General features: G+C 46.6%; 23 protein-coding genes. 17 read left to right on the top strand and 6 right to left on the bottom strand.

Annotated elements, in window-relative coordinates; genetic code table 11:
* Positions 1-75 precede the first annotated feature (75 nt).
* The 5 genes from clpP to OM978_RS13775 all read left to right on the top strand — a co-directional run bounded on the left by clpP (position 76) and on the right by OM978_RS13775 (position 7,173).
* Entirely contained in the window at positions 76-699 is a 624-nt protein-coding gene (clpP, locus tag OM978_RS13795; RefSeq protein ID WP_301331808.1) for an ATP-dependent Clp endopeptidase proteolytic subunit ClpP, read from the top strand.
* Positions 700-764: 65 nt separating this feature from the next.
* The gene (gene clpX, locus OM978_RS13790) at positions 765-2,039 is read left to right on the top strand and encodes an ATP-dependent protease ATP-binding subunit ClpX (RefSeq protein WP_233010158.1); all 1,275 of its coding nucleotides are present in this window, start codon (positions 765-767) and stop codon (positions 2,037-2,039) included.
* A gap of 151 nt (positions 2,040-2,190) precedes the next feature.
* The gene (gene lon, locus OM978_RS13785) at positions 2,191-4,587 is read left to right on the top strand and encodes an endopeptidase La (RefSeq protein WP_264342765.1); all 2,397 of its coding nucleotides are present in this window, start codon (positions 2,191-2,193) and stop codon (positions 4,585-4,587) included.
* A gap of 209 nt (positions 4,588-4,796) precedes the next feature.
* Positions 4,797-5,069, top strand: coding sequence for a nucleoid-associated protein HU-beta (gene hupB, locus OM978_RS13780; protein WP_008898812.1), 273 nt, complete (start codon positions 4,797-4,799; stop codon positions 5,067-5,069).
* A gap of 190 nt (positions 5,070-5,259) precedes the next feature.
* Positions 5,260-7,173 (top strand): SurA N-terminal domain-containing protein, encoded by a 1,914-nt coding sequence (locus tag OM978_RS13775; protein WP_264342764.1) that lies wholly within the window; start codon positions 5,260-5,262, stop codon positions 7,171-7,173.
* An 83-nt stretch (positions 7,174-7,256) separates the two neighbouring features.
* On the opposite strand, the gene OM978_RS13770 is transcribed toward OM978_RS13775, so the two are convergent.
* From OM978_RS13770 to pspF, 6 genes are read right to left on the bottom strand one after another with little or no spacing between them, the layout of a single operon-like run.
* Positions 7,257-8,027, bottom strand: a complete 771-nt coding sequence (locus OM978_RS13770; RefSeq protein WP_264342763.1) for an ATP-binding cassette domain-containing protein — start codon at positions 8,025-8,027, stop codon at positions 7,257-7,259.
* Entirely contained in the window at positions 8,024-9,016 is a 993-nt protein-coding gene (locus tag OM978_RS13765; RefSeq protein WP_264342762.1) for an oligopeptide/dipeptide ABC transporter ATP-binding protein, read from the bottom strand. The genes OM978_RS13770 and OM978_RS13765 overlap by 4 nt, the downstream gene beginning before the upstream one ends.
* The gene (locus tag OM978_RS13760) at positions 9,016-9,909 is read right to left on the bottom strand and encodes an ABC transporter permease subunit (RefSeq protein ID WP_264342760.1); all 894 of its coding nucleotides are present in this window, start codon (positions 9,907-9,909) and stop codon (positions 9,016-9,018) included. The genes OM978_RS13765 and OM978_RS13760 overlap by 1 nt, the downstream gene beginning before the upstream one ends.
* Position 9,910: 1 nt before the next feature.
* Complete coding sequence (locus tag OM978_RS13755; protein ID WP_264342759.1) at positions 9,911-10,930, bottom strand: ABC transporter permease; 1,020 nt, start codon at positions 10,928-10,930, stop codon at positions 9,911-9,913.
* Positions 10,927-12,543: an ABC transporter substrate-binding protein SapA gene (gene sapA / locus OM978_RS13750; protein WP_264342758.1), complete on the bottom strand. Its 1,617-nt coding sequence runs from the start codon at positions 12,541-12,543 to the stop codon at positions 10,927-10,929. The genes OM978_RS13755 and sapA overlap by 4 nt, the downstream gene beginning before the upstream one ends.
* Complete coding sequence (gene pspF / locus OM978_RS13745) at positions 12,540-13,622, bottom strand: phage shock protein operon transcriptional activator (protein WP_264342756.1); 1,083 nt, start codon at positions 13,620-13,622, stop codon at positions 12,540-12,542. Before pspF ends, sapA begins: the two co-directional genes overlap by 4 nt.
* A 183-nt stretch (positions 13,623-13,805) precedes the next feature.
* Here pspF and pspA point away from each other — a divergent pair, with 183 nt between their 5' ends.
* The 12 genes from pspA to OM978_RS13685 all read left to right on the top strand — a co-directional run bounded on the left by pspA (position 13,806) and on the right by OM978_RS13685 (position 25,603).
* The gene (pspA, locus tag OM978_RS13740) at positions 13,806-14,474 is read left to right on the top strand and encodes a phage shock protein PspA (RefSeq protein WP_233010167.1); all 669 of its coding nucleotides are present in this window, start codon (positions 13,806-13,808) and stop codon (positions 14,472-14,474) included.
* A 25-nt stretch (positions 14,475-14,499) separates the two neighbouring features.
* A complete protein-coding gene (gene pspB / locus OM978_RS13735; protein WP_127024275.1) occupies positions 14,500-14,736 on the top strand; it encodes an envelope stress response membrane protein PspB in 237 nt (78 codons plus the stop codon).
* Positions 14,729-15,139 carry an envelope stress response membrane protein PspC gene (gene pspC, locus OM978_RS13730; protein ID WP_264342754.1) on the top strand — a complete coding sequence of 137 codons (411 nt, stop codon included), beginning with the start codon at positions 14,729-14,731 and terminating at the stop codon, positions 15,137-15,139. Before pspB ends, pspC begins: the two co-directional genes overlap by 8 nt.
* 57 nt (positions 15,140-15,196) lie before the next feature.
* Entirely contained in the window at positions 15,197-16,576 is a 1,380-nt protein-coding gene (locus OM978_RS13725) for a YcjX family protein (RefSeq protein ID WP_264342753.1), read from the top strand.
* On the top strand, positions 16,573-17,586 hold the full coding sequence (locus OM978_RS13720; protein ID WP_264342752.1) for a TIGR01620 family protein: 1,014 nt from the start codon (positions 16,573-16,575) through the stop codon (positions 17,584-17,586). The genes OM978_RS13725 and OM978_RS13720 overlap by 4 nt, the downstream gene beginning before the upstream one ends.
* A 269-nt stretch (positions 17,587-17,855) precedes the next feature.
* Complete coding sequence (gene megL, locus OM978_RS13715; RefSeq protein ID WP_264342751.1) at positions 17,856-19,067, top strand: methionine gamma-lyase; 1,212 nt, start codon at positions 17,856-17,858, stop codon at positions 19,065-19,067.
* A gap of 142 nt (positions 19,068-19,209) precedes the next feature.
* Positions 19,210-20,010, top strand: coding sequence for a phenylalanine 4-monooxygenase (phhA, locus tag OM978_RS13710; RefSeq protein WP_264342750.1), 801 nt, complete (start codon positions 19,210-19,212; stop codon positions 20,008-20,010).
* A 27-nt stretch (positions 20,011-20,037) separates the two neighbouring features.
* Complete coding sequence (locus tag OM978_RS13705; RefSeq protein ID WP_008898269.1) at positions 20,038-20,379, top strand: 4a-hydroxytetrahydrobiopterin dehydratase; 342 nt, start codon at positions 20,038-20,040, stop codon at positions 20,377-20,379.
* Positions 20,380-20,587: 208 nt separating this feature from the next.
* On the top strand, positions 20,588-22,150 hold the full coding sequence (gene tyrR, locus OM978_RS13700; protein ID WP_264342749.1) for a transcriptional regulator TyrR: 1,563 nt from the start codon (positions 20,588-20,590) through the stop codon (positions 22,148-22,150).
* A gap of 217 nt (positions 22,151-22,367) precedes the next feature.
* A complete protein-coding gene (hppD, locus tag OM978_RS13695) occupies positions 22,368-23,432 on the top strand; it encodes a 4-hydroxyphenylpyruvate dioxygenase (protein ID WP_264342747.1) in 1,065 nt (354 codons plus the stop codon).
* 2 nt (positions 23,433-23,434) lie between these two features.
* A complete protein-coding gene (locus OM978_RS13690) occupies positions 23,435-24,577 on the top strand; it encodes a homogentisate 1,2-dioxygenase (protein ID WP_264342745.1) in 1,143 nt (380 codons plus the stop codon).
* A 9-nt stretch (positions 24,578-24,586) separates the two neighbouring features.
* Positions 24,587-25,603, top strand: a complete 1,017-nt coding sequence (locus tag OM978_RS13685; protein WP_264342744.1) for a fumarylacetoacetate hydrolase family protein — start codon at positions 24,587-24,589, stop codon at positions 25,601-25,603.
* Positions 25,604-25,670: the final 67 nt, after the last annotated feature.

The raw sequence follows: 25,670 nt of genomic DNA, 5'->3' as shown, positions 1-25,670 counted from the left end.
TGTTGACAGCGCGCTGCAACATCAATGACTACAGCTCTATAACACAGCCCTCTTTTCAATTAAGGAAATCGCATTATGGCATTTGAGCCGAGAATGAATGAGTTAGTAAATGCCTTAGTTCCTATCGTTATTGAACAAACCGCTAAGGGTGAGCGCTCTTTTGATATTTATTCACGCTTATTAAAAGAACGGGTGATTTTTTTAACCGGTCAGGTCGAAGACCATATGGCCAATCTGATCGTCGCTCAGCTGTTATTTTTAGAATCTGAAAATCCGGAGAAAGATATTTATATCTATATCAACTCACCGGGTGGTTCTGTCACTGCGGGCATGTCGATTTACGACACCATGAAGTATATCAAGCCAAATATCGCCACAGTTTGTGTGGGTCAGGCCTGCAGCATGGGCGCTTTCTTATTATCTGGTGGTACCAAAGGCAAGCGTTACTGCTTACCCAACGCCCGTGTGATGATCCACCAACCATTAGGTGGTTTCCAGGGCCAGGCCACAGATTTTGAAATCCATGCCCGTGAAATTCTGTCTATCAAAGAGAAATTAAACCGTTTGATGGCAGAGCATTGTGACAAGACGTATGAACAGGTTTGTAAAGATACAGAGCGTGATAACTTCTTAAGTGCACAGCAAGCCTTGGAATATGGCCTAATCGATGCCATATTAACTCAAAGGGATGCGAAGTAAGTTTAATTCAGGGGTGGTGAAGGGCGCGAAGCCGGCCATCCCTATGTAGTGGAAGAGGAAGTTACATGTCTGATCATCGCTCTGATGGCGAGAAAAGCAGCAAGTTGTTGTATTGCTCTTTTTGCGGCAAATCACAACATGAAGTGCGCAAACTGATTGCAGGCCCACAGGTCTATATCTGTGATGAATGTGTTGATTTGTGCAACGATATTATTCGCGAAGAAATTAAAGATATTTCGCCAAAACGCGACAGCAATAAATTGCCGGTGCCAAAAGAGATCCGTGCCCACCTGGATGACTATGTCATAGGTCAGGAGCACGCGAAAAAAGTTCTGGCGGTGGCGGTCTACAACCACTATAAACGTTTACGCAGCATGCAGCATAAACAGGACGTTGAGCTGAGCAAGAGTAACATTCTGCTGATTGGCCCTACAGGTAGCGGTAAAACTTTATTGGCTGAAACTTTAGCCCGTTTGCTGGATGTGCCATTTACTATGGCCGATGCCACCACTTTAACTGAAGCTGGTTATGTGGGTGAAGATGTGGAAAACATCATCCAGAAGTTACTGCAGAAATGCGATTACGATGTAGAAAAAGCCCAGCGTGGCATTGTCTATATCGATGAAATCGACAAAATTTCACGCAAGTCTGACAATCCATCTATTACCCGTGACGTTTCAGGTGAAGGTGTGCAGCAGGCACTGCTGAAACTGATTGAAGGCACTGTTGCCTCAGTTCCGCCTCAGGGTGGCCGTAAGCATCCACAGCAAGAGTTTTTACAGGTAGATACCTCGAAGATTCTGTTTATCTGTGGTGGCGCTTTTGCTGGTCTGGATAAAGTGATTGAACAGCGTTGTGCTAAAGGTTCGGGCATAGGTTTTGGTGCTGAAGTACGTGCAACGTCACAAAGCCGCACTCTGACCGAAAGCTTTAAAGATGTGGAACCTGAAGATTTAGTCAAATACGGTTTAATTCCGGAGTTTATTGGTCGCCTGCCAGTGGTTGCGACTTTAACTGAGCTGGATTTAGCTGCATTAATGCAAATCTTAAGTGAGCCGAAAAACGCTCTGGTGAAACAGTTTGGTGCATTATTCCAGATGGAAAATGTTGAGCTGGAGTTCCGTGAAGATGCGCTTAAAGCCATAGCGCAAAAAGCCATGGAACGTAAAACCGGTGCCCGTGGCTTGCGCTCTATCGTCGAAAACGTCTTGCTGGATACCATGTATGATTTGCCATCCATGGAACATGTCAGCAAAGTTGTTATTGACGAGACAGTGATCCGTGGTGAGTCTCAACCCATATTGATCTATGAGACTGTAGAAGCTGCTGCTTCTCAGTAAGTAAAAAGGTCAGATCACATCATGCAACATGAATGTGATCTGACCTCATTTTAGAAGTCCAAATTTTTTGCTAACTCATTGAAGTGACATAAACAGCCCCCATATACTGTTGAATCATGTCACCTGCAGTAAATAATTCGAGAGAGATTTCATGACAGTAGCAAAGACTGAACGTTTGCATATGCCTGTATTGGCATTAAGAGACGTGGTCGTTTATCCGCATATGGTGATCCCGCTGTTCGTTGGCCGGGCTAAATCTATCAAATGCCTGGATGCCGCGATGGAAAAAGAGAAACAAATCTTTTTAGTTGCGCAAAAAGACGCCACGCTGGACGACCCTAAAGATACTGATCTGTATCAGGTTGGTACTGTCGCCACTATTTTGCAATTGCTCAAGCTTCCTGATGGCACGGTCAAAGTGCTGGTGGAAGGGGGCAAGCGTGCTCAACTGGTAGAATTTACCGACACAGAAGATACCTTCGCCGCTTATGTTGATTTAATTCCGACACCGGAAATGGACAGCCGCGAGCAGGAAGTGATTCTGCGCTCTGCAGTGAATCAGTTTGAAGGTTACATCAAACTGAATAAGAAAATCCCACCTGAGGTGCTGACGGCGCTTTCTGGCATAGATGACGCTGCACGTCTGGCTGATACCATGGCTGCTCATATGCCATTAAAAGTCGACGACAAGCAGAAGGTATTAGAAATCATTGATGTCACGGAACGTTTAGAGTTCCTGATGGCGATGATGGAAAGCGAAATCGATATTCTGCAAGTGGAACGCCGTATTCGTAGCCGCGTTAAAAAGCAGATGGAAAAAAGCCAGCGCGAGTATTACCTGAATGAGCAAATGAAAGCCATTCAGCGTGAACTGGGCGAGTTGGAAGATACACCGGATGAGTTCGAAACCCTGTCAAAGAAAATCGAACAGGCTCAAATGCCGGAAGAAGCCCGCACTAAAGCGACGGCTGAACTGCAAAAATTAAAAATGATGTCACCTATGTCGGCTGAAGCCACAGTGGTGCGCAGTTATATCGACTGGCTGACCAATGTGCCATGGAAAAAACGCAGCAAGGTGAAAAAAGACCTGGCAGGCGCAGAACGTATTCTGGACTCGGACCACTATGGTCTGGATAAAGTCAAAGAACGCATTCTGGAATATCTGGCAGTACAGCAGCGCGTCAATAAATTAAAGGGCCCGATTTTATGTTTAGTCGGACCTCCAGGTGTGGGTAAAACTTCACTAGGTCAGTCTGTTGCCAAAGCAACAGGCCGTAAATATGTACGTATGGCCTTAGGTGGCGTGCGTGACGAAGCGGAAATCCGTGGTCACAGACGCACTTACATTGGCTCTATGCCAGGCAAAATTATCCAGAAAATGGCGAAAGTTGGGGTACGTAACCCACTGTTCCTGTTGGATGAAATTGATAAAATGGCATCAGATTTCCGCGGTGATCCGGCGGCTGCTTTGCTTGAGGTATTGGACCCTGAGCAAAACACCTCATTCAGTGATCACTATTTGGAAGTGGACTACGACTTATCCGACGTGATGTTCTTCGCCACATCGAATAGCTTAAATATTCCGGCTGCCTTACTGGACCGGATGGAAGTGATTCGTTTAGCGGGCTACACCGAAGATGAGAAGCTGAATATTTCCAAGCAGCATCTGATCAATAAACAGATTGAGCGCAATGGCTTAAAACCTCATGAAATTGAGATTGAAGACAGCGCTATTGTCGGCATTATCCGGTATTACACCCGTGAAGCCGGTGTACGTAACTTAGAGCGTGAAATCTCCAAGTTATGCCGCAAAGCAGTGAAAAACATTCTGCTGGGTAAAGATCTGAAGAAAGTTGTGATTAATCAGGACAATCTGGAAGATTTCTTAGGCGTACAACGTTTTGACTACGGTAAAGCCGAAGACAGCAACCGCATCGGTCAGGTGACAGGTTTAGCCTGGACGTCTGTTGGTGGTGATTTACTGACGATTGAAGCGGCTGCTGTAGTAGGTAAAGGCAAACTGACGTACACAGGCTCTTTGGGCGATGTGATGAAAGAGTCAATTCAGGCTGCCATGACTGTGGTTCGAAGCCGTGCTGAGAAACTGCGTATTAATGAAGATTTCTACGAAAAGCGTGATATTCACGTGCACGTGCCTGAAGGGGCTACTCCTAAAGATGGTCCAAGCGCTGGTATAGCTATGGTGACTGCTCTGGTATCCAGCTTAACAGGCAACCCGGTGCGGGCTGATGTGGCGATGACAGGTGAAATTACCTTACGTGGTGAAGTTCTGCCTATAGGTGGCCTGAAAGAGAAGCTGTTAGCTGCACACCGTGGTGGTATCAAACGGGTTTTAATCCCTCATGACAACGTTCGGGACTTAAAAGATATTCCGGATAACGTCAAAGGGGATATCGAAATTCGTGCAGTAAAATGGATTGATGAGGTGCTGGAATTAGCTCTGCAAGAGCCGCCAACAGGCATGTCGGTGCTTGAAGTGGAAAAAAATCCAGCAAAAAGCAAAAAAAGCGTAAAAAATCCGGCTTAGGGGCTTTTCAATTGCTCTGGCTGTGTTAAGTTATGGGCAGTTTCGACGCAGCCCTTGCCCAGCAAGGGTTGTGGCCTAACAGAAATTTTTGTAGTACGTCGTTTTGTGCTTGCAAGCCCACATCAGGCTTGATATAACAAACTCGCTACTACGACAAACCAAATTTACTGTAGTTGTTGAAAATAATAACAATTGAAGGGGATGATATTGTGAACAAGTCTCAACTTATCGACAAAATCGCTGCTGGTGCAGATATTTCTAAAGCGGCAGCTGGTCGTTCTCTGGACGCGTTCATCGACGCTGTTACTGAGGCTCTTAAGGAAGGCGATTCAGTAGCCTTAGTTGGTTTTGGTACATTTGCAGTTCGCGAGCGCGCTGCACGTTCAGGCCGTAATCCACAAACTGGTGAAACTATCCAAATCGCTTCTGCGAAAATTCCTTCGTTCAAGCCAGGTAAAGCGCTGAAAGACAGCGTAAACTAAGCTGAACGCTTGGCTATTACAGTCAGGCCTATGAAGCTGATGGTTCTGCCCAAATCACCATTGATACAGGCGGAGAAAAGCAAAACGCATTAAGCCTGACGCTGCCACAGCTTTTATGAAAAAGGCGTATCTGCTAAGATGCGCTTTTTTTTTAAGACAACAAAAAGTTGCCAAAAGAGACGTAGATACAATGTTAGAAAAGATCAGAGATGGTTCGCAGGGTATGATCGCCAAGGTCATTCTTGGCTTTGTGATCCTGACGTTCGCTTTAGCCGGGGTTGGCAGTTATCTTGGCAACAGCAGTGAAGTACCTGTTGCCACAGTCAACGGTGATGAAATAACCAAAGTTCAGTTTGATACTGCCTACCAAAACGAAAGAGCCAGAATGCAGCAGCAATTTGGTGAAATGTTTGGCATGCTGTCGGCTGACAATAATTATATGAGCAACTTCCGCAATTCAGTGCTGGAAAAGCTGATTGACGAGCAATTGCAACGTCAGTTAGTCAGCCAGCTGGATTTGATGGTCAGCGATGAGGTGTTGCGTGACACTATCCGTACTATGCCTGAGTTTCAGGTAGAGGGTGTGTTTAACAACGACCGTTACATAGCGCTGCTGCGTCAAAATGGCTACGAGCCAAATCAATTCCGTGATTATTTGCGTGCGCAAATGTCAACTAACCAGTTAGTGGTAGGTTTAGCGGGTTCAGAGTTTGCGACGGTGTCTGAAATGCAGTTGTTGTCTAAACTACAACAACAAAACCGTGATATTCAGTACGCTGTATTAAAAGCCGCTGATTTTGCCTCTGCTGTTGAAATGAATGATCAACTGCTGCAGGACTATTATCAAAGCAACACCAATCAGTTTGTGTCACCAGAAACAGTGTCTGTGGATTATGTGCAGTTAACTGCTGCTGATATTGCCAAGTCTGTTGTAGTGGCTGATGCCGATCTGCAAGCTTATTACGATGCAAATCAAGCCCGTTATCAGTCAGAAGAGCGTCGTCGTGTGTCACACATTCTGTTAGAGTCTGCTGAAGATAATGCGGAAATCAAAGCCAAGGCTGATGCTTTAGCAGTGCAGTTACAGCAAGGTGCTGATTTTGCTGAACTGGCGAAAAAAGAATCTGCTGATACTTTTTCTGCTGAAAAAGGCGGTGATTTAGACTTTATCGAAAAAGGCGTGATGGATGCTGAATTTGAAAAAGCAGCTTATGCCCTGGCTAAAGCCGGCGATATCAGCCCTGTAGTGAAAACCGAGTTCGGTTACCACATCATCAAACTGACTGAAGTTCAGCCTGGTTCAACTAAAGCTTTCGCTGATGTAAAAGAGCAAATTCTGGCGACAGTGAAAGAAGAAAAAGCGGCTGAGAAGTTTGCTGAGCTGCAACAACTGTTAGGCGAGAAGAGTTTTGAAATCGCTGATAGCCTGCAAGAAGCTGCAGAAGCTGTAGGTACTAAAGTTGTGTCAGTACCAGCCTTCAGCCGCTCTGCAGCTCCTGCTGAGTTAACTGCGCCAAAGGTGCTGGAAACTTTGTTCTCTGAAGACTTTATCAGTGCTGGTGTGAACAGTGATGTGATTGAAGTGGCTCCGCAACATGTAGTGGTAGTGCGCGTGAATGCTCATCAAGCTGAGACCACTAAAAAGCTTGAAGAAGTGAAAGCACAGGTGCAAGCCGCTGTGATCGCAACTAAGAGTTCTGAGCTGGCGAAAGCAAAAGCAGAAGCTTTATTAGCTGAAGTGGTTGCAGGCAAGTCTTTAGCTGATGTTGTTGCCGCAGCGAATCTGACTCTGGAAAGCAAAGCTGCTGTGACCCGTTTTGGTGGTGATGTCGACTCAGACATCCGTACTAAAGCTTTTGAACTGGCAAAACCTACAGAAGCTCAACCTGCGACTGTGGCTATGTTAAATCTGGCCAGTGGCGATGCTGCTTTGGTTGCAGTCACGAAAGTGACAGATACTGAAGTAACAACCAAGCCGCCGGTGGAACAGTTACAACAGTTTGCGGATCAGAAAGCACAAAGTAGTTTTGCTGCTGTATTGGCTGCATTAAAAGCCAATGCTGAAATTACCCGCTCTTTACCAGCTGCGACAGTCGACGAATAATCTTCGTACTTGTTAGCCTGAAAACAAAAAACCAACCTGCGGGTTGGTTTTTTTATGGCTGGTCAAGGTACTCTCAGCGGCTGTCAGCTTTGTGCGCTTTTAATTAATTTTCTGCTGTAGTCATGCTGCGGGTTGCTAAATACTTCATTGGTGAGGCCGTAATCCAGTGCTTTGCCCTGATGCAATACCAGCATGCTGTCACTGATATGACGCACCAAACGCAGATGATTGGTGATCAGCAGATAAGATAAGCCGGTGTTCTTTTGCAACTCCAGCAATAAGTTCACGATCTGAGCCCGCAGCGATGGGTCCAGCGCTGTTAAGGCTTCGTCCAGTATCAGCAGCTTCGGATCCATAATAAGGGCTCTGGCGAGCGCTACACGCTGTAATTGACCCCCTGAGAACATATGAGGGTAGTAGTCGACGTGTTCTTCCATTAAACCCAGTTGCTGTAAGGTTTGATGAATTTTATCCTGACGTTGTTCTTCATCCAGTAGCGTGCTGTACCGCAATACATCATCCAGCATTTGTCCTACTTTATGGTGAGGATTTAATGAGCGGGCAGGGTCCTGGAAGATGTAACGAATGACATGATTATATTTTTTATAATCACTGATGGTGACGGCGTTACCGTCGAGCAGTATTTCGCCACTATCCGGTGTTTCAATACCTACCAGCAATTTTGCCAGCGTGCTTTTGCCTGAGCCGGTTTCACCCACAATAGCCAGTGTCTGTCCTGGATAAATCGTAAAGCTGATATCAGACAATGCCTGAATGGTTTTACGGCCAAAGATACCCTGGGCTTTCTGATAACTTTTATAAAGCTGCCGGATCTCCAGCAATGGGGTGGTCATAGCTTTTTACCCTGCAGCGGAAAATGACAACTGAAATAGTGATTTTGTAGGCGTTCCAGCACAGGTGTTTTGACACATTCCTTGCGGGCATTTGGGCAACGTGGGCCTAAACGACAGCCTATAGGTAAATGCTGCAAAGTAGGAATACTGCCATGCATCGCATAAAGTGGCTGTTTACTGGCAAGCTCCGGCTGAAATTCAGGCACGCTTTTAATCAGCGCGTCTGTATAAGGATGGAAAGGCTGTTTCAGAATAGCAGCCGTTTCACCGGCTTCCACCAACTGACCACAATAGAGCACACTTAAGGTTTGAGTATTGCGGGCAACAGTTTCCAGCTCGTGGCTTATTAATAAAATTGACATGCCTTTAAGCTGGTTAAAGCTGGCCAGCAAACGGAATAACTGTGCCTGAGTGGTACTTTCCAGCGCTGTAGTCGGCTCATCTGCGATCAACAGTTTTGGCTTTTTCGCAATAGCCATGGCGATCATTATTTTCTGACAAACCCCTTCAGGCAATTGATAAGGGTAAGAGTTAAAAATCGCCTGATGGTCGCGAATGCCTACTTTATGCAACAGAGCTATGGCTTTTTTCCTGCGTTCAAAAGGACGGCTCCACCAGCTGCCAACTAGCTCAGAATCCGGTATGGCTTCAAGTAATTGATCCAGAATAGGAGCGGTCGGATCCATACTGCGGCTGGGTTCCTGATAAATCATGGCTATATCGCGGCCAATGATTTTGCGCTGTTCTTCATAAGATAAACGTAATAAATCCTGACCAGCCCAGCTGAAACGATCGGCTGTGATTTGCCATCTTTTATTCAGCACGCCCACTATGGCTTTGGCGATTAAACTTTTGCCAGACCCTGACTCACCAACTAAACCGCGAATTTCACCTTCACGTATGGTCAGATTGACTCTGTCTACAGCGCGAATTAAGCCTTCCGGAGTTTCGAGCTCTATCGTCATATTTTTTATATCGAGCAGAATCATCAGTTTTCCCGCCGCTTTTTCATCGCTGTGCGCAAGCCATCACCCACCAGATTCACCGACAAGACGGACGCAAATACCAGAATCCCTGGCAGTGCTATGGCCCATGGCGCCAGATAAATTAAGTCCAGCGCATCTGCAATCATCACGCCCCATTCGGACGTCGGTGCCTGGGCACCTAAACCTAAAAAGCCTAAGGCTGCTATATCCAGAATAGCGGTAGAGAGTGCCATGGTCGCCATTACTGTTAAATGCTCCCAGATATTTGGCAGAACCGCATAACGTAACACCTGCCAGTTGGACGCGCCATCCAGCCGGTAGGCTGCCACGTAATCCTGTTTTAAAGTGTCTTGTATCGCATTACGAATACCGTGCACAAACTGCGGTAACAGCGCCAGCATAATGGCCCAGGTGGTATTCCACAGACCAGGTCCTAACACCGCCACTATAATGATCGCCAAAAGCAGGGAAGGGATAGTTAATGCCAAATCCAGCACATGGTTAAAAATACTGGATTTCACGCCTTTGCTCATGCCTGCCATAGCACCTAAGGCCAGACCCATCAGCAAAGAGCCAATGACAGTAACCAGGGCAATACCAAAAGTATAAGTTGCACCTTTCATCAGGCGTGACATTAAATCACGACCTAAATCATCAGTGCCAAAAGGGTACTGCACTAAACCCTGGTCGCTCCAGGACGGCGCCAGCAGCAGTAGATCCGGGTTTTGTAAATAGGGGTTGTGAGGTGTAATCAGTGGAGCCAACAATGTCAGCAGCAGAAAAAACGAAAACATCACTAAACCCAAAACAGCGGCGTGCTGGCGCTGGAATTGCTGCCACAGTTGCGTCAGTGGTCCGCGGTTATGTTCCTCAAAATACAGCCGGAATTTTCTCATTTTATGCTTTCCTGGCCAGCGGATTAAACAAAGTATGCAGAATTTCTGTCAGCATATTCACCACTATCACTAAACAGGACACCACTAATAACCCCCCCTGAATAGCCGGATAATTACGCTGATAAATACTGTCCAGCAGCCACTGGCCTATGCCAGGCCATGAAAATATCACTTCGGTGATCATCGCAAGGGTAATCAAGGTGCTGAACTGCAAACCAATCTGGCGTATCACTGGCAATAACGCATTACGCAGACCGTGGTGATACAACACCTGTGCCCGGCTTAAGCCTTTGGCGCGTGCTGTTTTAATATAACTTTGCTCCAGCACGGCCAACATCGAATCGCGGGTAAAGCGGATCATCACGGTGGTTGGGTAGGTAGCAAGCACTATGGCGGGTAATAACAGGTGACGCAGAGCATCCTGGGTGGCTTCAGACTTATAGCTGATATCGGACAGCCAGATATCCGGCAACATAAAACCAGTGGTCGTTGGGATATCGAATAACACATTGATACGACCCGCAGTGGGCAATACACCAAGCGTCAGCGAAAACAACATGATAAGCAGCAGCGCCCACCAGAAAATAGGAATGGAATAAGCCACCAGTGTGACCCCTGAGATCAGCTTGCCGAAAAAACTGTCGGCTTTGACTGCGGCAAATAATCCCAAAGGAATTCCCAGGACAAAAGATAAAATCAGCGCGTAACTTGCCAGTTCCAATGTGGCTGGAAATACCGCGATAATTTCAGATAAAACAGGTTGTTGGCTGGAGAATGACAAGCCCCATTCACCATCCAGTATGCGATTCACATAAGCTATGTACTGCTGTAGCAGTGACTGATCCAAAGCATAATACTGAATTAAGCTTTGCTGCTGTTCCGGTTGAATGTTGGTTAGTCCCGAAACGTTGGTGAGGACATCACCGGGAAACAGATAACTTAAGCTAAAGGCCAGCACTGTCAGGGCAACAAAAACAAAACCTATTAAAAAAGCACGGCGTAAAAAGTAATGCAGCATCATAAGGATTTTCTCGCTGCAGCCATTGAAATACCACCGTATGGGTTAATGGTTACTCCTGTTACTTTGACACTTTTGGCCTGAAACCTTTTGGAATGCGCAATACTGACCAAAGGCATTTGCTCGTCAATGTAAAGTTGAGCTGTTAAATAAAAACTGCGTCTTTGTTTCACATCTGCTGTCAGTAATGCCTGATTAATCAGAGTATCAAAGTTAGGATCGCACCAGTTGGCTCTGTTGCTGCCAGACTCTGCGGCACTGCAACTTAACAGTGGGCGGAAGAAGTTATCCGGATCGGCATTGTCAGCTGACCAGCCAATCAGCACTGAATCATGTTCAAATTCTGAAAGTTTGCGCCTGAAGCTGTTCCATTCAAAAGAAACCACCGAAGCCCGTACACCAATTTTGGCTAAATCTGCCTGCATCAGTTCCGCCATTTTTAGCGCGTTCGGGTTGTATAAACGTTGCACAGGCATAGCCCAGATATCCATACGAAAGCCGTTTGGATAACCTGCTTGAGCCAACAGCTCTTTGGCTTTCACCGGGTCGTATTGTTGTTCAGGTAAATCGTGGTAAAAGGCCCAGGATGTAGGGGGCAATAAGGTTTTAGCTTTGTCGGCATAACCAAAATAGACCGCATCCAGAATGGCGTCTTTATTAATGGCATAAGCTAAAGCTTTTCGTACCAATACATTATCAAAAGGAGGTTTTTTGGTATTAAAAGCCCAGAAACCCACGTTCATACTGGTTTGGCTTTGCACTTCAACATCTGGTCGTTCTGCAATCAGCTTTAACTCGGCGTTGCGAGGATAAGCCACTACATCACATTCATGGGTCAGTAGTTTGGCCATACGTTTGGCATTATCCGGCACTAAGTCAAATACCAGCTGAGTCAGTTCTGTTTTACCACGCCAGTACTCTGGGTGGCGGTAATAACGAATAAACTGATCTTTTTTATACTCTTTAAAGAAAAACGGCCCTGTGCCTATAGGTCGTTGATCCAGCAGCTCAGGTGTGCCTTGTTGCAGTAATTGCTCAGCATATTCTGCAGATAAAACGGCAGCGAAATCGGTCGCCAGATTGGATAAAAATGAGCTGTCAGGACGAGTCAGCTCAAAGCGCACAGTGGTGCTGTTTTCGGCGATCACGGCTTTGACCAAAGAGCCCCAATCGACACTCTGAAAATACGGATAGTTTGCCCCACCGACTTGATGGTAAGGATGATCGGTTTGCAAAATGCGGTTAAACGTAAAAGTTACATCGTTGGCATTCAGTGGCCTGGCCGGAGAGAAAAACACAGTGTGGTGAAATTGCACATCAGGGCGTAGGGTGAACCAGTAGGTTTTGCCATCCTCACTTAAACGCCAGGTGGTGGCCAGAGCAGGCAACAGCTCACCAGTGACTGGGTCTATATCCAGCAGGCGGTCATAAAGTTGCTGACTAATCGCATCGATAGTGGTGCCTGAGGTGACCCGTTGTGGGTTAAAGCTCTCAGGTGAGCCTTCGGCGCAATACACCATACCTTGCTGAATAGTTTCAGGAATATCAGGCTGGCAGGCACTGAGTATCAACACAGAGCCACAGGGGACCATCAGGCTCAGTAAGGCTTTGATCATTGTTGGCTGTCCAGCAGTTTGTACTTTTTCATATAACCACGTAACTGATGATAGGTCAGATTCAATGCTTCAGCGGTTTTCTTCTGATTGAATTGGCTGGCTGCAAGTGCTTGTTTTATCAAATCCATTTCAAAGTTTTCTGATAAAACTTTGAAATCCTGCACCTGATTAAAATCAAAAGCTGCTGCCGCCTTTACTAAAGCGGGCGGATTATCGCTGCTTTGCTCTCTGGATGCTACCACTGCTTTGTCTGGTTGCGGTCTGCGATCTAAAGTACGAACCCGGGTTCTGGGGCGAAATGGTGACTCAAAAGGGTCGAGCTGAATATGATGCACTGGTACATAAGGATTATTGGTGCGGTACACACTGCGTTCTACCACGTTTTTCAGCTCCCGCACATTACCTGGCCATTCGTGCTCAAGCAGGATACGTTTGGCTTTTTCGCTGAAACCACTAAAAAGTTCGAAACCCAGTTCACGCGCCATATTGACGGCAAAATGTTCGGCCAGTACCAGAATGTCTTCCTGCCTTTCCCGCATCGGAGGCAGGGTGATCACATCAAAGGCCAGCCGGTCGAGTAAGTCGGCACGAAATTCACCCAGTTCAGCCATCGAAGGTAAGTCTTCATTGGTGGCGCAAATTAAACGCACATCCACTTTCACCGAACGGCTGCCACCGACCCGTTCAAACTCGCCGTATTCAATAACCCGCAATAACTTCTCCTGCACCATCGCAGGAGTATTCGCCAATTCATCTAAAAATAAGGTGCCGCCGTTGGCCCGCTCAAAGCGGCCTTCGTGACGTTTCGCTGCACCGGTAAAAGCGCCTGCTTCGTGGCCAAATAGTTCACTTTCAAGCAGATTTTCGTTCAGCGCAGCACAGTTGAGCGTTAAATAATTTTGATCCCAGCGCTGAGACAGGTAATGTAGACGGGCTGCGATCAGCTCCTTACCTGTGCCCCTTTCTCCAATGATCAGCACAGGTTTGTGCAAAGGCGCGATTTGAGAAACCTGATCCAATACGTTTAAAAAGCTGTTGGATTGGCCTATTAAATTATCTTGCTGGAAACTTCTGCTCATCTGGATTCACGAAGTGGTGAAATTAACTAATAAGTAGTGTATTTCATAACGTGAACTTGGCATAGCTTTTTTGATATATAAATAAAATTCATATAAAACAATGATTTAAAATAGTTTGGCAAGTTGGCAAGAAACCTGAATAGGTAATAGCGAATCCAACAAGTCATTAAGAGGTAAAACATTATGGGTATCTTCTCTCGCTTTTCAGATATCGTAAACTCCAACATCAATGCTTTATTAGATAAAGCAGAAGATCCGGAAAAAATGGTCCGCCTGATTATTCAGGAAATGGAAGACACTTTGGTTGAAGTACGTTCTACCTCAGCTAAAACCATTGCAGAGAAAAAAGAACTGCAACGTGTAGTGTCCAAATTAGAAGCTGAAGTGGCCGACTGGCAGGCTAAAGCTGAACTGGCTTTAAGCAAAGAACGTGAAGACTTAGCCCGTGCCGCGTTGATTGAACGTCAAAAAGCGGCCGACCAGGCTGCAGCAGTAGCTGCCGACATCACTCATTTAGATGAACATGTCAGTAAGTTACAGGATGAAGTGGGTCAGCTGCAGGATAAGTTGGCGGATGCCAAAGCCCGTCAGAAAGCCATGCTGATGCGCCAGAAAACTGTGTCATCCCGTTTGGATGTAAAGCGTACTTTAGACAGCAACCGTTTAAACGACGCCATGTACAAGTTTGAACGTTATGAGCAAAAAATCGATTCGCTGGAAGCTCAGGTTGAATCGTACGATTTAGGCAAAAAGACCTTAAAAGATGAGTTTGCAGAACTGGCATCATCTGAGAAAATCGATAACGAACTGGCTGAATTAAAAGCTAAAATGTCTAAAAAAGATAACGCCTGATTATCAGGCGTTGTAGGAGCTAAAGATGGAAATTACTGAGGTCATTGGTGTACCACTCATTGTATTCATGATTTTTGTGGCGCCACTGTGGGTGTTTATGCACTACAGAAGCAAAAACAAAATTGGTGAAGGTTTGGGTGACAGTGAACTGGCTCAACTGAATGAGTTATCTCATCGCGCCGAAAAAATGGCGGACCGCATCAAAACGCTGGAAGCGATTTTAGATGCGGAGTCACCGAAGTGGAGAGAGAAACATGACTAAAATACGCAAAGAGCTGTTGCGGGATGACCGCAACGGCAAACTGGCCGGGGTCTGTGCAGGTATTGCAGACTACTTCGGTTGGGAAGTGTGGTTAGTGCGGTTGATTGTGGTCACTTCGGTGTTATTAGGTTTAGGTGGTTTATTGCCTGTTTTGTACGTAGCAGCCTGGTTTATTCTGGAAAAGAAATCAGTGCATGAAGCGAAAAAGGGCGTGACTGAACCATCTTACGACGAGCGCCCTGTGGAAGTAAAAACCCGCGTATGGCAACGGGGGGAAGTGCCAAAGTCGGCCTTACACCACCTGGTCAATCAGTTTAATAGTCTGGAACTGCGGTTACGCGACATGGAAACTCATGTTACCTCTGCCAAGTTTCAACTGAACAGAGAAATCAGTAAGTTATAATCGAAGTAGGGAATAAGTTTGTCGACCTGTCGAAAAGACGCCATATAGGATCACTGCATGGATTGGTTAAAAAAGGCGCGCTGGCATTCAGAACAATTGACACAGCGAGCCTTTCACCGTCAGCTCAGACTGGGAGTGACCGGCTTAAGCGGCGCAGGCAAAACTGCGCTCTTAACTGCAATAGTGCACCAGTTGACCCAAAGTCACTCTTCCAATTTACCCTTTTTTTCCGTGATGCAAAAACGTTGGTTAGGCGCCCGCATTGATGACAATCAGTTGCCACAGTTACCACGTTTTGCTTTTGAAAAAAACTTAAGTTACCTGCAGCAACAACCTGCCAGCTGGCCTCCTTCTACTGTCGGCTGGAGCCAACTGACCTTAGCTTTGCGTTATCAACCAGAATCCAGCTTACGTGCCAGGTTTCAGGACTACCAGGAAACCGAATTGGTGCTGGTGGATTATCCGGGTGAGTGGCTGCTGGATTTGCCTATGCTGCAACAAAGTTATCAGCAGTGGTGTGAGCAAAGCTGGTTGCTGTTTGCCCAATCCCATAGGGCTGCCACCGCAGAAGAGTTTAGAAAGCGGTTAGAGGCCATTGATTTAAATGATGCTTCAGTGCTTTCTGTGCAGGAGCTATGCACTGAATACAGCCACTTACTGCAGCAATTCCGTGAAGTGGCAGGCGCTTACTTAAATCAGCCTGGCCGGTTATTGGTGCCTGGTGAATTTGAAGGCACGCCGTTGCTGCAACTCCTGCCTTTGTTGCCAGAACAGCTGGCGCAAGGTGGAGCTTTGGTGGACTTGATGCAAAAGCATTTTGTCAGTTACCAAAGCAAAGTGATTGAGCCATTTTACCGCCAGTACTTTTCAGGTTTAGACCGTCAGGTGGTGTTGGTCGATATTTTGGGGGCACTGAATGCAGGTGAGTCCGCACTGTTAGAGCTGAAACAAAGTCTATTACTGATTTTACAAAGTTTTGATTATGGTCCAGAACACTGGCTGCGGCGGATTTTTAAACCACGGATCAGTAAAGTGTTATTTGCTGTCAGTAAAGCCGATCATGTCACACCGGATCAGCATCAGGCGCTGACTTTGTTATTACAACAGCTGCTGTTGCAGCATCTGCAGAGTGTGAAGTTCCAGCTTTGCCCTTACGAGGTGATGGCGATAGCTGCTATTAAAGCCAGTGAAGCTGGTTTTGTGAAACACAACGGCTCGCAACAGCCTTGTTTACGCGGCCTTAGCGCACAAACAGGAGAGGCGCTGACGTATTATCCTGGTGATGTGCCACGCTACTGGCCGGATCATCAGCTATTTACCGAACATCATTTTGAATTTCAGTCCCTGGCGCCTTTGCCATGGCCTAAACAGCAAGTGCTGCAACATATCCGTCTGGATCATCTGCTGGAGTACCTGTTAGGAGATAAACTGACATGACAGATTTAAAACAAGCCAAAAGCTTTAAAGAGGCCGATTTTATTGGCTCTGATGCGGTATCAGAACTACCGATGACAAAGGCTGTACAGTTTGAGCAAGCAGATTTTGTGGTTGAACCCCACCTCGAACCAGAACCAGCAAAACGCAAGCCTGTGTCTGCGCTGATGTGGGCTGGGATCAGCAGTGTTGTGCTGTTAGTGTCTGTGGCTTTGTACAGCGCTGTGACAACCATCCAGCAGGCTTTTATAGCGCCAGGTATCAGTACTGTGCTGGAAGCCTTATTTTGTGCCGCTTTATTAACTTTAGGCAGCTTGTTGCTGGCGAGGGAATGGCGCTTATGGCGACGTTTAGCCAAAACCCGCAGCTGGCAGCAAGCGCATCAGCGTATTCATGCCAGCATCCAATACGGTGAAGCCGAACAGCTTTGTCTGGATATCGCCGCCGTATTACCTGAATCAACACAGCAGGATGTGGCGGACTGGAAAGCGCAAAAACAAGCAGAGCACAGCGATCAGGAGCTGCTGGATTTGTTTGAACTCAAAGTGCTGAGCAAAGCCGATGCAAAAGTGCGTCAGCAAATACATCAGGCCTCTGCCGACGCCGCTATGGCCGTTGCCGTCAGTCCTTTTGCACTGGCCGATATGCTGCTGGTCATGTGGCGTACCAGTAAATTGTTACGCCAAATGGCTGAAACTTATGGCGCCTCATTGGGGCAGTTGCGCAGTCTGATCCTGATTAAACACTTATTTGCGGCTTTGTTATGGGCTGGCAGTTCGGAGCTGGCGCTGGATCTTGGTTCAGATGTGCTGGGTGCTGAACTGACCAGCAAATTATCGATGCGGGCAGGGCAGGGGTTAATAGCAGGTATGCTGGTAGCTCGTTTAGGTTTAGCTGCACAGCAATTGCTACGCCCTTTGCCATTGGCGAAAAGTCAGAAACTAAGTTTGCTGGATTTAAGCAAAGCCTTAGTGCGACGTTTGCTCGGTAAGGCGGCTCCTTTGTCAACTTAACGCTACATCTCCTGTCGTTTCTGCTCAAACTGACGGTGCTGCTTCAGACCGTCAGATGTCTATATGCCTTGTCGCTGATATAACCTTTTGTTTAGATAAAATAAAAAAACGCATAACAAATAAATACATACCCAAAGTAATTGGTGCTGCAGCTAGGCGACAAGCGAGCGAGACCCCATAAGCATAGTTGTCCTATGTGAATGGGGTGAGGAGTGCGGTCAACAACGCTGCAGCTTCAAGTACGAAGGGTATACAGCAACAGGTGTTTTATGAGCAAGCAGTACAGTCATCCTGATACGGTATGTATCCATGCCGGAAAAACCGGTTTAAATCCACATGGCGCTTTAGCCACGCCTTTGTACCAGACCTCCACTTTTGTATTTGATAGTGCCGAACAAGGCGCAGCCCGTTTTGCTGGTGAAGAGCCAGGTTATATCTACACTCGTTTAGGTAATCCAACCACAAGAGAGCTTGAGTTGAAAGTCGCTGCGCTGGAAGGCATGGAAGATGCCGCCGCTACCGCCACCGGTATGGGCGCTGTAGCAGCTGCCACTATGGCCTTTTTACAGCAAGGCGATCATCTGATTGCCAGCAAAGCCATTTATGGCTGCAGCTTTGCACTGTTTAATCATCAGTTTGCCCGCTACGGTATAGACGTTAGTTTTGTTGATATGACTGACCACAACGCCATCAAACAAGCGCTAAAATCCAACACCAAAATGATTTTTGCAGAAACACCCATTAACCCGACTTTGACTGTGCTGGATTTAGATTTTATTGGCCAGTTTGCCAAACAACACCAGCTGATTTCGGTGATCGACAATACCTTCCTAACGCCTTTACTGCAAAAGCCGGCTGATTATGGCATCGACCTTATTTTGCATAGCGCGACCAAGTACCTGAACGGTCACGGCGATGTGGTGGCTGGTATTATCGTCGGCAGCACCGAGCGTATTACTCAGATTAAACTGACCACCTTAAAAGATATGGGGGCAACCATCAGCCCGCATGATGCCTGGTTGATTATCCGTGGTTTAAAAACCTTGTCGGTGCGGATGGAGCGGCATTGTCAGAATGCGCAAAAAGTAGCGGAATTCCTTGAAGCTCATCCTGCGGTAGGCCAGGTCTATTACCCGGGGTTAAAGTCTCATCCGGGTTATAAATTTATCGGCAAACAAATGAAAGCAGCCGGTGGGGTATTGGCCTTTGAGCTAAACGGTAGTCTGGATGATGGTCGTTATTTTATTAATCAATGTACCTTATTCAGTCTGGCGGTCAGTCTTGGTGATGCGGAGTCGCTTATTCAGCATCCGGCTTCGATGACGCATAGTCCGTATTCAGCCGAAGAACGGCAGATGGCCGGAATCAGCGATGGCTTAATTCGTATTTCTGTAGGGCTTGAGCATGTCGAAGATATTATTGCGGACCTGGCGCAGGCACTGACCCTGATGCAGCAACGCCAGCATAGCGCAATGGCTTAATGTAACCATTGCTTTACAAAAACAACAGAGTTGACGTTCACGTCAACTCAACCATGGGTTAACAGCTGTTGTCCAATCCTCTAGTATCGGCCGCAACTAAAAGGTTGATAAAACCACTATAAGATCGAAACAACAGGGTTCTATGAGCAAATCAAGTAAATACGTATCGCACCAGTCGGATGAAGATGGCTTTATTCACTGGTCGGCTGACGAAAATAAAATCTGGTCTGAGTTAATGCAGCGCCAACTGTCCTGCATTGAAGGTAAGGCCTGTGATGAATATCTGGATGGACTGAAAAAGCTCAATTTGCCACTGGATCGTATTCCGCAGCTGGCAGAAATTAATGCAGTGTTAGAGCCAAGTACTGGCTGGAAAGTCACGGAAGTGCCAGCACTCATTAGTTTTGACCGGTTTTTCCAGCTATTAGCCAATAAAGAGTTTCCGGTCGCGACTTTTATTCGTAGCAGGGAAGAGTTTGATTACCTGCAGGAACCTGATGTGTTCCATGAAATATTTGGTCACTGCGCCATGCTGACCCATCCGGCTTTTGCTGAATTTACCCATACCTACGGCAAACTGGGCTTAGCGGCCAGCAAAGAAGACCGTGTGTATCTGGCTCGCTTGTACTGGTTTACCATAGAGTTTGGTTTATTAAGCAGCAAAGATGGCTTGCGGATTTATGGCGGCGGTATTTTATCTTCGCCTGGTGAAACTCAATACGCTATTGGTTCTGACGTGCCAGAGCGTAAAGCCTTTGATGTGGTTGATGTGCTGCGTACGCCTTACCGTATCGACATTATGCAGCCGGTGTATTTTATGATTAATTCGATTAACGATTTATTTGATGTATCCCAATTGGATTTGATGGCTATGGTACAACAAGCCCGATCTCTGGGTTTACATGCTGCTAAATTTCCGCCAAAAGAAAAAAAGGCAGGTTAAGCCCTGCCGATAACAGAGAACACTCTAATGTCTGAATTAAAACAAGCGAAATGTGAAGCCTGCCGTGCTGATGCACCCAAGGTATCGGATGAAGAATTAGCCCAGCTGATGCACCAGATCCCGGACTGGACCCCAGTGGCCCGTGATGGCATTTTACAACTGGAGCGTGAGTTCAAATTTAAGAACTTTAAGCTGGCATGGGCTTTTCATCAGAAAGTGGCGCAGTTGGCTGAAGATGAAGGCCACCACCCAGCCTTATTGCTGGAATGGGGTAAGCTGACAGTGACCTGGTGGTCGCATTCGATTAAAGGCCTGCATAAAAACGATTTTATCTGTGCTGCTAAAACTGACGCTTTGTTAGTTTCTTAATATCTGCGGTTGTAGGGGATGGGCTTGTCCCATCCCGTCTTGCCAGCAACACTCAGGCCTAACAGTTTGATCCCGCCAGTCGTGACTGCCCATGCTCCGCACAGAGTCCCAAGGGGATGTGCATATTTCTTTACAAATAATACTGGTCTGCCCGAGCCTCTTTACCGTATGATTAAATCTAAGCACAAGCTTGAGGTGGTTTAGTATCATGAGGTTAGAAATTCATTGCCAGGACCGACTGGGTATTACCCAGGAAGTGTTAAATATCCTGGTCAGCTATCAGTTGGATTTACGTGGTATCGAAGTAGATCCGACTCTGGGCCGGATTTTTGTATCCTTCCCAACAGTCGAGTTTGAAAAATTTCAGGAGCTGATGGCTAAAATCCGTCGTATTCCTGGCGTTGACGATGTGAAGACCACAGCTTTTATGCCATCCGAGCGGGAACACAACGAACTGAGCACCTTATTACGCACTTTGCCTGATGGCATTATTGCAGTAGATACCCGTGCCAATGTCACCATTATTAACGAAGCAGCGCTTGAAGCCTTGTCTATGGAGCGCAGCGCTATTGAAGGTCAGTCACTTACTGCCATGGTCAAAGGTTTTAATTTAAGCCGCTGGCTGGAAAGTGATGATGTACTGGCACAAACCCGGCGGGTAGAAATTCAGAACAAACGTTTTATTGCCGATCTATTGCCTGTATTGGTGCCTGATGATTCTGGTAAAGATATTCTGGCTGGGGCTGTACTGAACCTGAAATCTGAAAGCCGTTTAGGCGAGCAGATGGTGGTATTTAAAAAAGGCGATCAGGAAAGTTTTAATAACCTGCATGCTCACAGCAATTTAATGCGCAAAGTAGTGCGTGAAGCCAAGAAAATGGCTCAGCTGGACGCTCCTATTTTGATTATGGGCGAAACCGGCACAGGCAAAGAAGTCTTGGCCCGTGCTTGTCATGCCGCCAGCAGCAGAACTGGCAAACCTTTTTTGGCAGTAAACGTGGCTGCTATGCCGGATTTAGTGGCTGAGTCTGAACTCTTTGGCCATGGCCCCAATGCATTCCCTGGTGCTAGTGAAGCGAAAAAAGGTATTTTTGAGCAGGCCAACAAAGGCACTGTATTTCTCGATGAAGTAGGCGAGATGTCGCGAGAGCTGCAAACTAAGCTCATTCGCTTTTTGCAGGATGGCAGTTTCCGCCGTGTCGGTGATGAAAACGAAGTGAAAGTCGACGTGCGGGTGATTTGTACCACGCAAAAAGACTTACCCGCCATGGTGCAGGAAGGCAAATTCCGTGAAGACTTGTTCTACCGGCTAAATGTGCTGACACTCAACCTGCCGCCACTGCGTGAGCGTAAACAGGATGTTGTGCCTTTGGCTGAGTTTTTTATCGCACGCTTTTCTGCCCGTTTAGGCCGCAAAGCACCCAAAATGACCGACTCCTGCGCACATTTTCTGCAGCATTACCCCTGGCCTGGTAATGTGCGCCAATTAGAAAATGCCTTGTACCGCGCCGTGACTTTGCTCGAAGGGTATGAGCTGGATAAAGAACATATGCAGTTGCCAAGTTACACCAGTGACTTTGGTTATCTGGAAAAAGACTTTGATGGCACTTTGGACGAAGCGGTGCGAAATTTTGAAGCGGATTTACTTCGAAAACTCTATCCGGCTTATCCAAGTTCACGCCAATTGGCAAAAAAACTCGGTTTAAGTCACACAGCTGTGGCGAATAAATTGCGCGAATACGGCATTAACCGCAAGAGCGTAAAAATTTAGATACGCTTTGTGTGATTTGCTCTACAAATGGAAGGCTCTAAAGCTGGTTTTAGGGCCTTTTTGGTTCTTATTTAAGCAAAATAACGTTTTTGTCAGTTAATCTGTACAAAATCGAGCTTTTATCGCAATTCTGCCATCCGTTGACCCTCTCTTCCATTTTTTCCCGGCAAGCGCAAGATAAGCACAAACTTGCCTTATTTTGTCTGGAGACACTCTTATGTTTGACCCTATTAACCCTTTGGGCACCGATGGTTTTGAATTTGTTGAATACACTGCCGCCACAGAACAGGGCATTGCAGATCTGAAGCAACTGTTTAAGTCGTTAGGTTTTACTGAAGTGGCCAAACACCGTTCTAAAGACGCCTGGTTATACAAACAAGGTGACGTGAATTTTATTGTGAACGGTCAGCCAAATTCTCAGGCTGAACAATTTGCTGCCGAACATGGCCCAAGCGTCTGTGCTATGGCCTTCCGTGTCAAAGATGCTGCCGAAGCCTTAAAACATGCCGTGGCCAATGGCGCTAAAGCCTATCAGAATCAGGTAGGCCCTATGGAGCTGAATATCCCTGCTGTGTATGGCATTGGTAGCAGCCTGCTGTATTTTGTCGACCGTTATGGTCAGAATTCTGTTTACGACGTTGATTTCAAATTCCATGATAACTGGCAGGCCGAAATGGCGAAAAACCAGGTCGGTTTAGAAGTCATCGATCACCTGACGCACAACGTCCGTCGCGGCAATATGGCACTGTGGGCTGGTTTTTATGAGCGGATCGGGAATTTCCGTGAAATCCGTTATTTTGATATCGAAGGCAAGCTGACAGGTTTGGTCTCTAAAGCCATGACCGCTCCTTGTGGCAAAATCCGTATTCCAATCAACGAATCTTCGGATGATAAATCTCAGATTGAAGAATTTATCCGTGAATACAAAGGTGAAGGCATCCAGCATATTGCTCTGACCACAGACGATATTTATGAAACAGTCCGCACTTTACGTCAGCGTGGCATGGACTTTATGCCAACACCAGAGACCTACTACGAGCGTGTTAATGCTAGGGTTGAAGGTCATACTGAAGATCTGGACCAGTTAAAACAGCTGCGTATTCTGATCGACGGTGCACCACTGAAAGACGGTATTTTACTGCAGATCTTCACCCAAACTGTGATTGGCCCTGTATTCTTTGAAATCATTCAGCGTAAAGGCAATGAAGGTTTTGGTGAAGGTAACTTCAAAGCTTTGTTTGAATCCATTGAAGAAGATCAAATCCGTCGCGGAGTTATTTAATTATGCGTAAATGGGCGTCTTTTCCGCTAAAAGAAGGCGAAGTTTCCCGTCAGGCTCATGCTGATTTTCCAGACAGAGCCATCTATGAGCGTGAAGTGGGCCGCAGTGGCTTTTTTGGCCCAGCGACCCACTTCCATCACACCCATGCCCCAACGGGCTGGAGTGACTGGGAAGGGCCGTTAAAACCACGTTTGTATAACTTTAACGACATAGCCGGCAATCAAAACGTTTCACCATGGCAAGTTCCGACTTTATTGCACAATGCGCACTTAAAAATGCGCACCTGGCGTTTAACAGAGTCAATGGATTATCTGGTGCGTAATGCCGACGGCGACGAGTTGTTGTTTGTGCACGAAGGTGCTGCTGAGCTTTATTGTGACTATGGTCATTTAACCTTACGTGATGGTGATTATGTGGTGATCCCACGTTCTACCCTATGGCGTTTAGAAGTCACAGAGCCGCTGTTTTTGTTGATGATTGAAGCGACTAATGACTCTTTCCAGTTACCGGAAAAAGGTCTAGTCGGTAATCACGCTATTTTTGATGCGGCTATGATCGATACACCAAAAATAGATGAGGCTTTCAAAGCTCAATACAGCGAACAGCAGAGCAGGGTGCAGGTGAAACGTCACGATCAGGTGTCTCAAATCACCTACCCATACAATCCACTGGATGCGATTGGCTGGCATGGTGACTTGGCGGTGATGCGGATTAACTGGCGTGATATCCGGCCTTTAATGAGCCACAGATATCACTTACCGCCATCCGCTCATACTACCTTTGTTGCACAGCGTTTTGTAGTTTGTACTTTTGTGCCTCGCCCCATTGAGAGTGATCCGGGCGCATTAAAAGTGCCGTTTTACCATAACAACGACGATTATGACGAAGTGCTGTTTTACCATGCAGGTGATTTCTTCAGTCGCGATAATATTGAGCGTGGCATGGTGACTTTTCACCCTGCAGGTTTTACTCATGGGCCTCATCCAAAAGCCTTTGCGGCGGGTCGTGAGTACAAAAAGAAATTTACCGACGAAGTGGCTGTGATGCTGGATACCCGCGATGCACTTTATGTGGGTGATGCGGCTGTAGCCACTGAAAACCCGGACTATGTGAATAGCTGGAAAATCAAACCGGCCGCTCTGTAAGGATTAAAAATGAAGTTAGCAAGTTTGAAAAACGGCCAGCGTGACGGCCAGTTAGTGGTGGTCAGCCGTGATTTATCCCGTTGCATCGCAGTTCCTGTTATTGCTGCCACTATGCAGCAAGCGCTGGATCACTGGTCTGTAGCAGCTCCGCAGCTGTCTGAAGTCTATCAGGCGCTGAACAGTGGCTCCGTGCAAGGCGAACAAGCCTTTGATCAGGCACAGTGCGAATCGCCTTTGCCACGCGCTTATCAATGGGCGGATGGCAGTGCTTATGTCAATCATGTTGAGCTGGTGCGCCGTGCCCGTAACTCAGAAATGCCGCCAAGCTTCTGGACTGATCCCTTAATGTATCAGGGCGGTTCGGATGATTTTATTGGTCCACGCGATCAGATTGAGGTAGTTAGCGAAGACTACGGCATCGACTTTGAAGGTGAAGTCGCAGTGATCACTGACGACGTGCCTATGGCGATTAGTGCTGAAGACGCCCGTCATAAAATTCGTCTGGTGATGTTGGTGAACGACGTATCGTTACGGGGTTTAATTCCAAACGAACTGGCGAAGGGCTTTGGTTTCTTTCAATCAAAACCTGCGTCTGCTTTCAGCCCTGTGGCTGTGACACCGGATGAATTAAGCAGTGACTGGCAGGATGCTAAGCTGCATTTGCCTTTAGTGTCGCATTTAAACGGTAAGCTGTTTGGTCAACCTAATGCCGGTGTCGATATGACCTTTGATTTTGGTCAGTTGGTGGCTCATGCAGCTAAAACCCGTAACTTAGGTGCTGGTGCTGTCATAGGTTCAGGCACTGTGTCGAATAAACAAGGCACTGACTACGGCACTTCGATTGATGAAGGTGGTTTAGGCTACAGCTGTATTGCCGAAATCCGTATGATTGAAACTATACGTGATGGTGCACCTAAAACCTCATTTATGAAGTTTGGTGATAGCATTCGCATTGAAATGCTGGATAAAGCTGGCCACTCTATCTTTGGTGCCATAAACCAAAAAGTAGTGAAATACGGCGCTTAATTTGCCTTAGTATCACGAGCCAGTCGATTGTTCCATAAGGGGTCGACTGGCTTTTTTATATCTGCCT

This window comes from Rheinheimera sp. MM224, from assembly GCF_947090785.1.
Classification (GTDB): domain Bacteria; phylum Pseudomonadota; class Gammaproteobacteria; order Enterobacterales; family Alteromonadaceae; genus Pararheinheimera.
This window is presented reverse-complemented; position numbering and strand designations above follow the sequence as displayed.

Coding starts and splice junctions, on each gene's coding strand:
- clpP (WP_301331808.1), top strand. CDS start 76: ATGGCATTTGAGCCGAGAATGAATGAGTTAGTAAATGCCTTAGTTCCT.
- clpX (WP_233010158.1), top strand. CDS start 765: ATGTCTGATCATCGCTCTGATGGCGAGAAAAGCAGCAAGTTGTTGTAT.
- lon (WP_264342765.1), top strand. CDS start 2,191: ATGACAGTAGCAAAGACTGAACGTTTGCATATGCCTGTATTGGCATTA.
- OM978_RS13775 (WP_264342764.1), top strand. CDS start 5,260: ATGTTAGAAAAGATCAGAGATGGTTCGCAGGGTATGATCGCCAAGGTC.
- OM978_RS13770 (WP_264342763.1), bottom strand. CDS start 8,027: ATGACCACCCCATTGCTGGAGATCCGGCAGCTTTATAAAAGTTATCAG.
- OM978_RS13765 (WP_264342762.1), bottom strand. CDS start 9,016: ATGATTCTGCTCGATATAAAAAATATGACGATAGAGCTCGAAACTCCG.
- OM978_RS13760 (WP_264342760.1), bottom strand. CDS start 9,909: ATGAGAAAATTCCGGCTGTATTTTGAGGAACATAACCGCGGACCACTG.
- OM978_RS13755 (WP_264342759.1), bottom strand. CDS start 10,930: ATGATGCTGCATTACTTTTTACGCCGTGCTTTTTTAATAGGTTTTGTT.
- sapA (WP_264342758.1), bottom strand. CDS start 12,543: ATGATCAAAGCCTTACTGAGCCTGATGGTCCCCTGTGGCTCTGTGTTG.
- pspF (WP_264342756.1), bottom strand. CDS start 13,622: ATGAGCAGAAGTTTCCAGCAAGATAATTTAATAGGCCAATCCAACAGC.
- pspA (WP_233010167.1), top strand. CDS start 13,806: ATGGGTATCTTCTCTCGCTTTTCAGATATCGTAAACTCCAACATCAAT.
- pspB (WP_127024275.1), top strand. CDS start 14,500: ATGGAAATTACTGAGGTCATTGGTGTACCACTCATTGTATTCATGATT.
- pspC (WP_264342754.1), top strand. CDS start 14,729: ATGACTAAAATACGCAAAGAGCTGTTGCGGGATGACCGCAACGGCAAA.
- OM978_RS13725 (WP_264342753.1), top strand. CDS start 15,197: ATGGATTGGTTAAAAAAGGCGCGCTGGCATTCAGAACAATTGACACAG.
- OM978_RS13720 (WP_264342752.1), top strand. CDS start 16,573: ATGACAGATTTAAAACAAGCCAAAAGCTTTAAAGAGGCCGATTTTATT.
- megL (WP_264342751.1), top strand. CDS start 17,856: ATGAGCAAGCAGTACAGTCATCCTGATACGGTATGTATCCATGCCGGA.
- phhA (WP_264342750.1), top strand. CDS start 19,210: ATGAGCAAATCAAGTAAATACGTATCGCACCAGTCGGATGAAGATGGC.
- OM978_RS13705 (WP_008898269.1), top strand. CDS start 20,038: ATGTCTGAATTAAAACAAGCGAAATGTGAAGCCTGCCGTGCTGATGCA.
- tyrR (WP_264342749.1), top strand. CDS start 20,588: ATGAGGTTAGAAATTCATTGCCAGGACCGACTGGGTATTACCCAGGAA.
- hppD (WP_264342747.1), top strand. CDS start 22,368: ATGTTTGACCCTATTAACCCTTTGGGCACCGATGGTTTTGAATTTGTT.
- OM978_RS13690 (WP_264342745.1), top strand. CDS start 23,435: ATGCGTAAATGGGCGTCTTTTCCGCTAAAAGAAGGCGAAGTTTCCCGT.
- OM978_RS13685 (WP_264342744.1), top strand. CDS start 24,587: ATGAAGTTAGCAAGTTTGAAAAACGGCCAGCGTGACGGCCAGTTAGTG.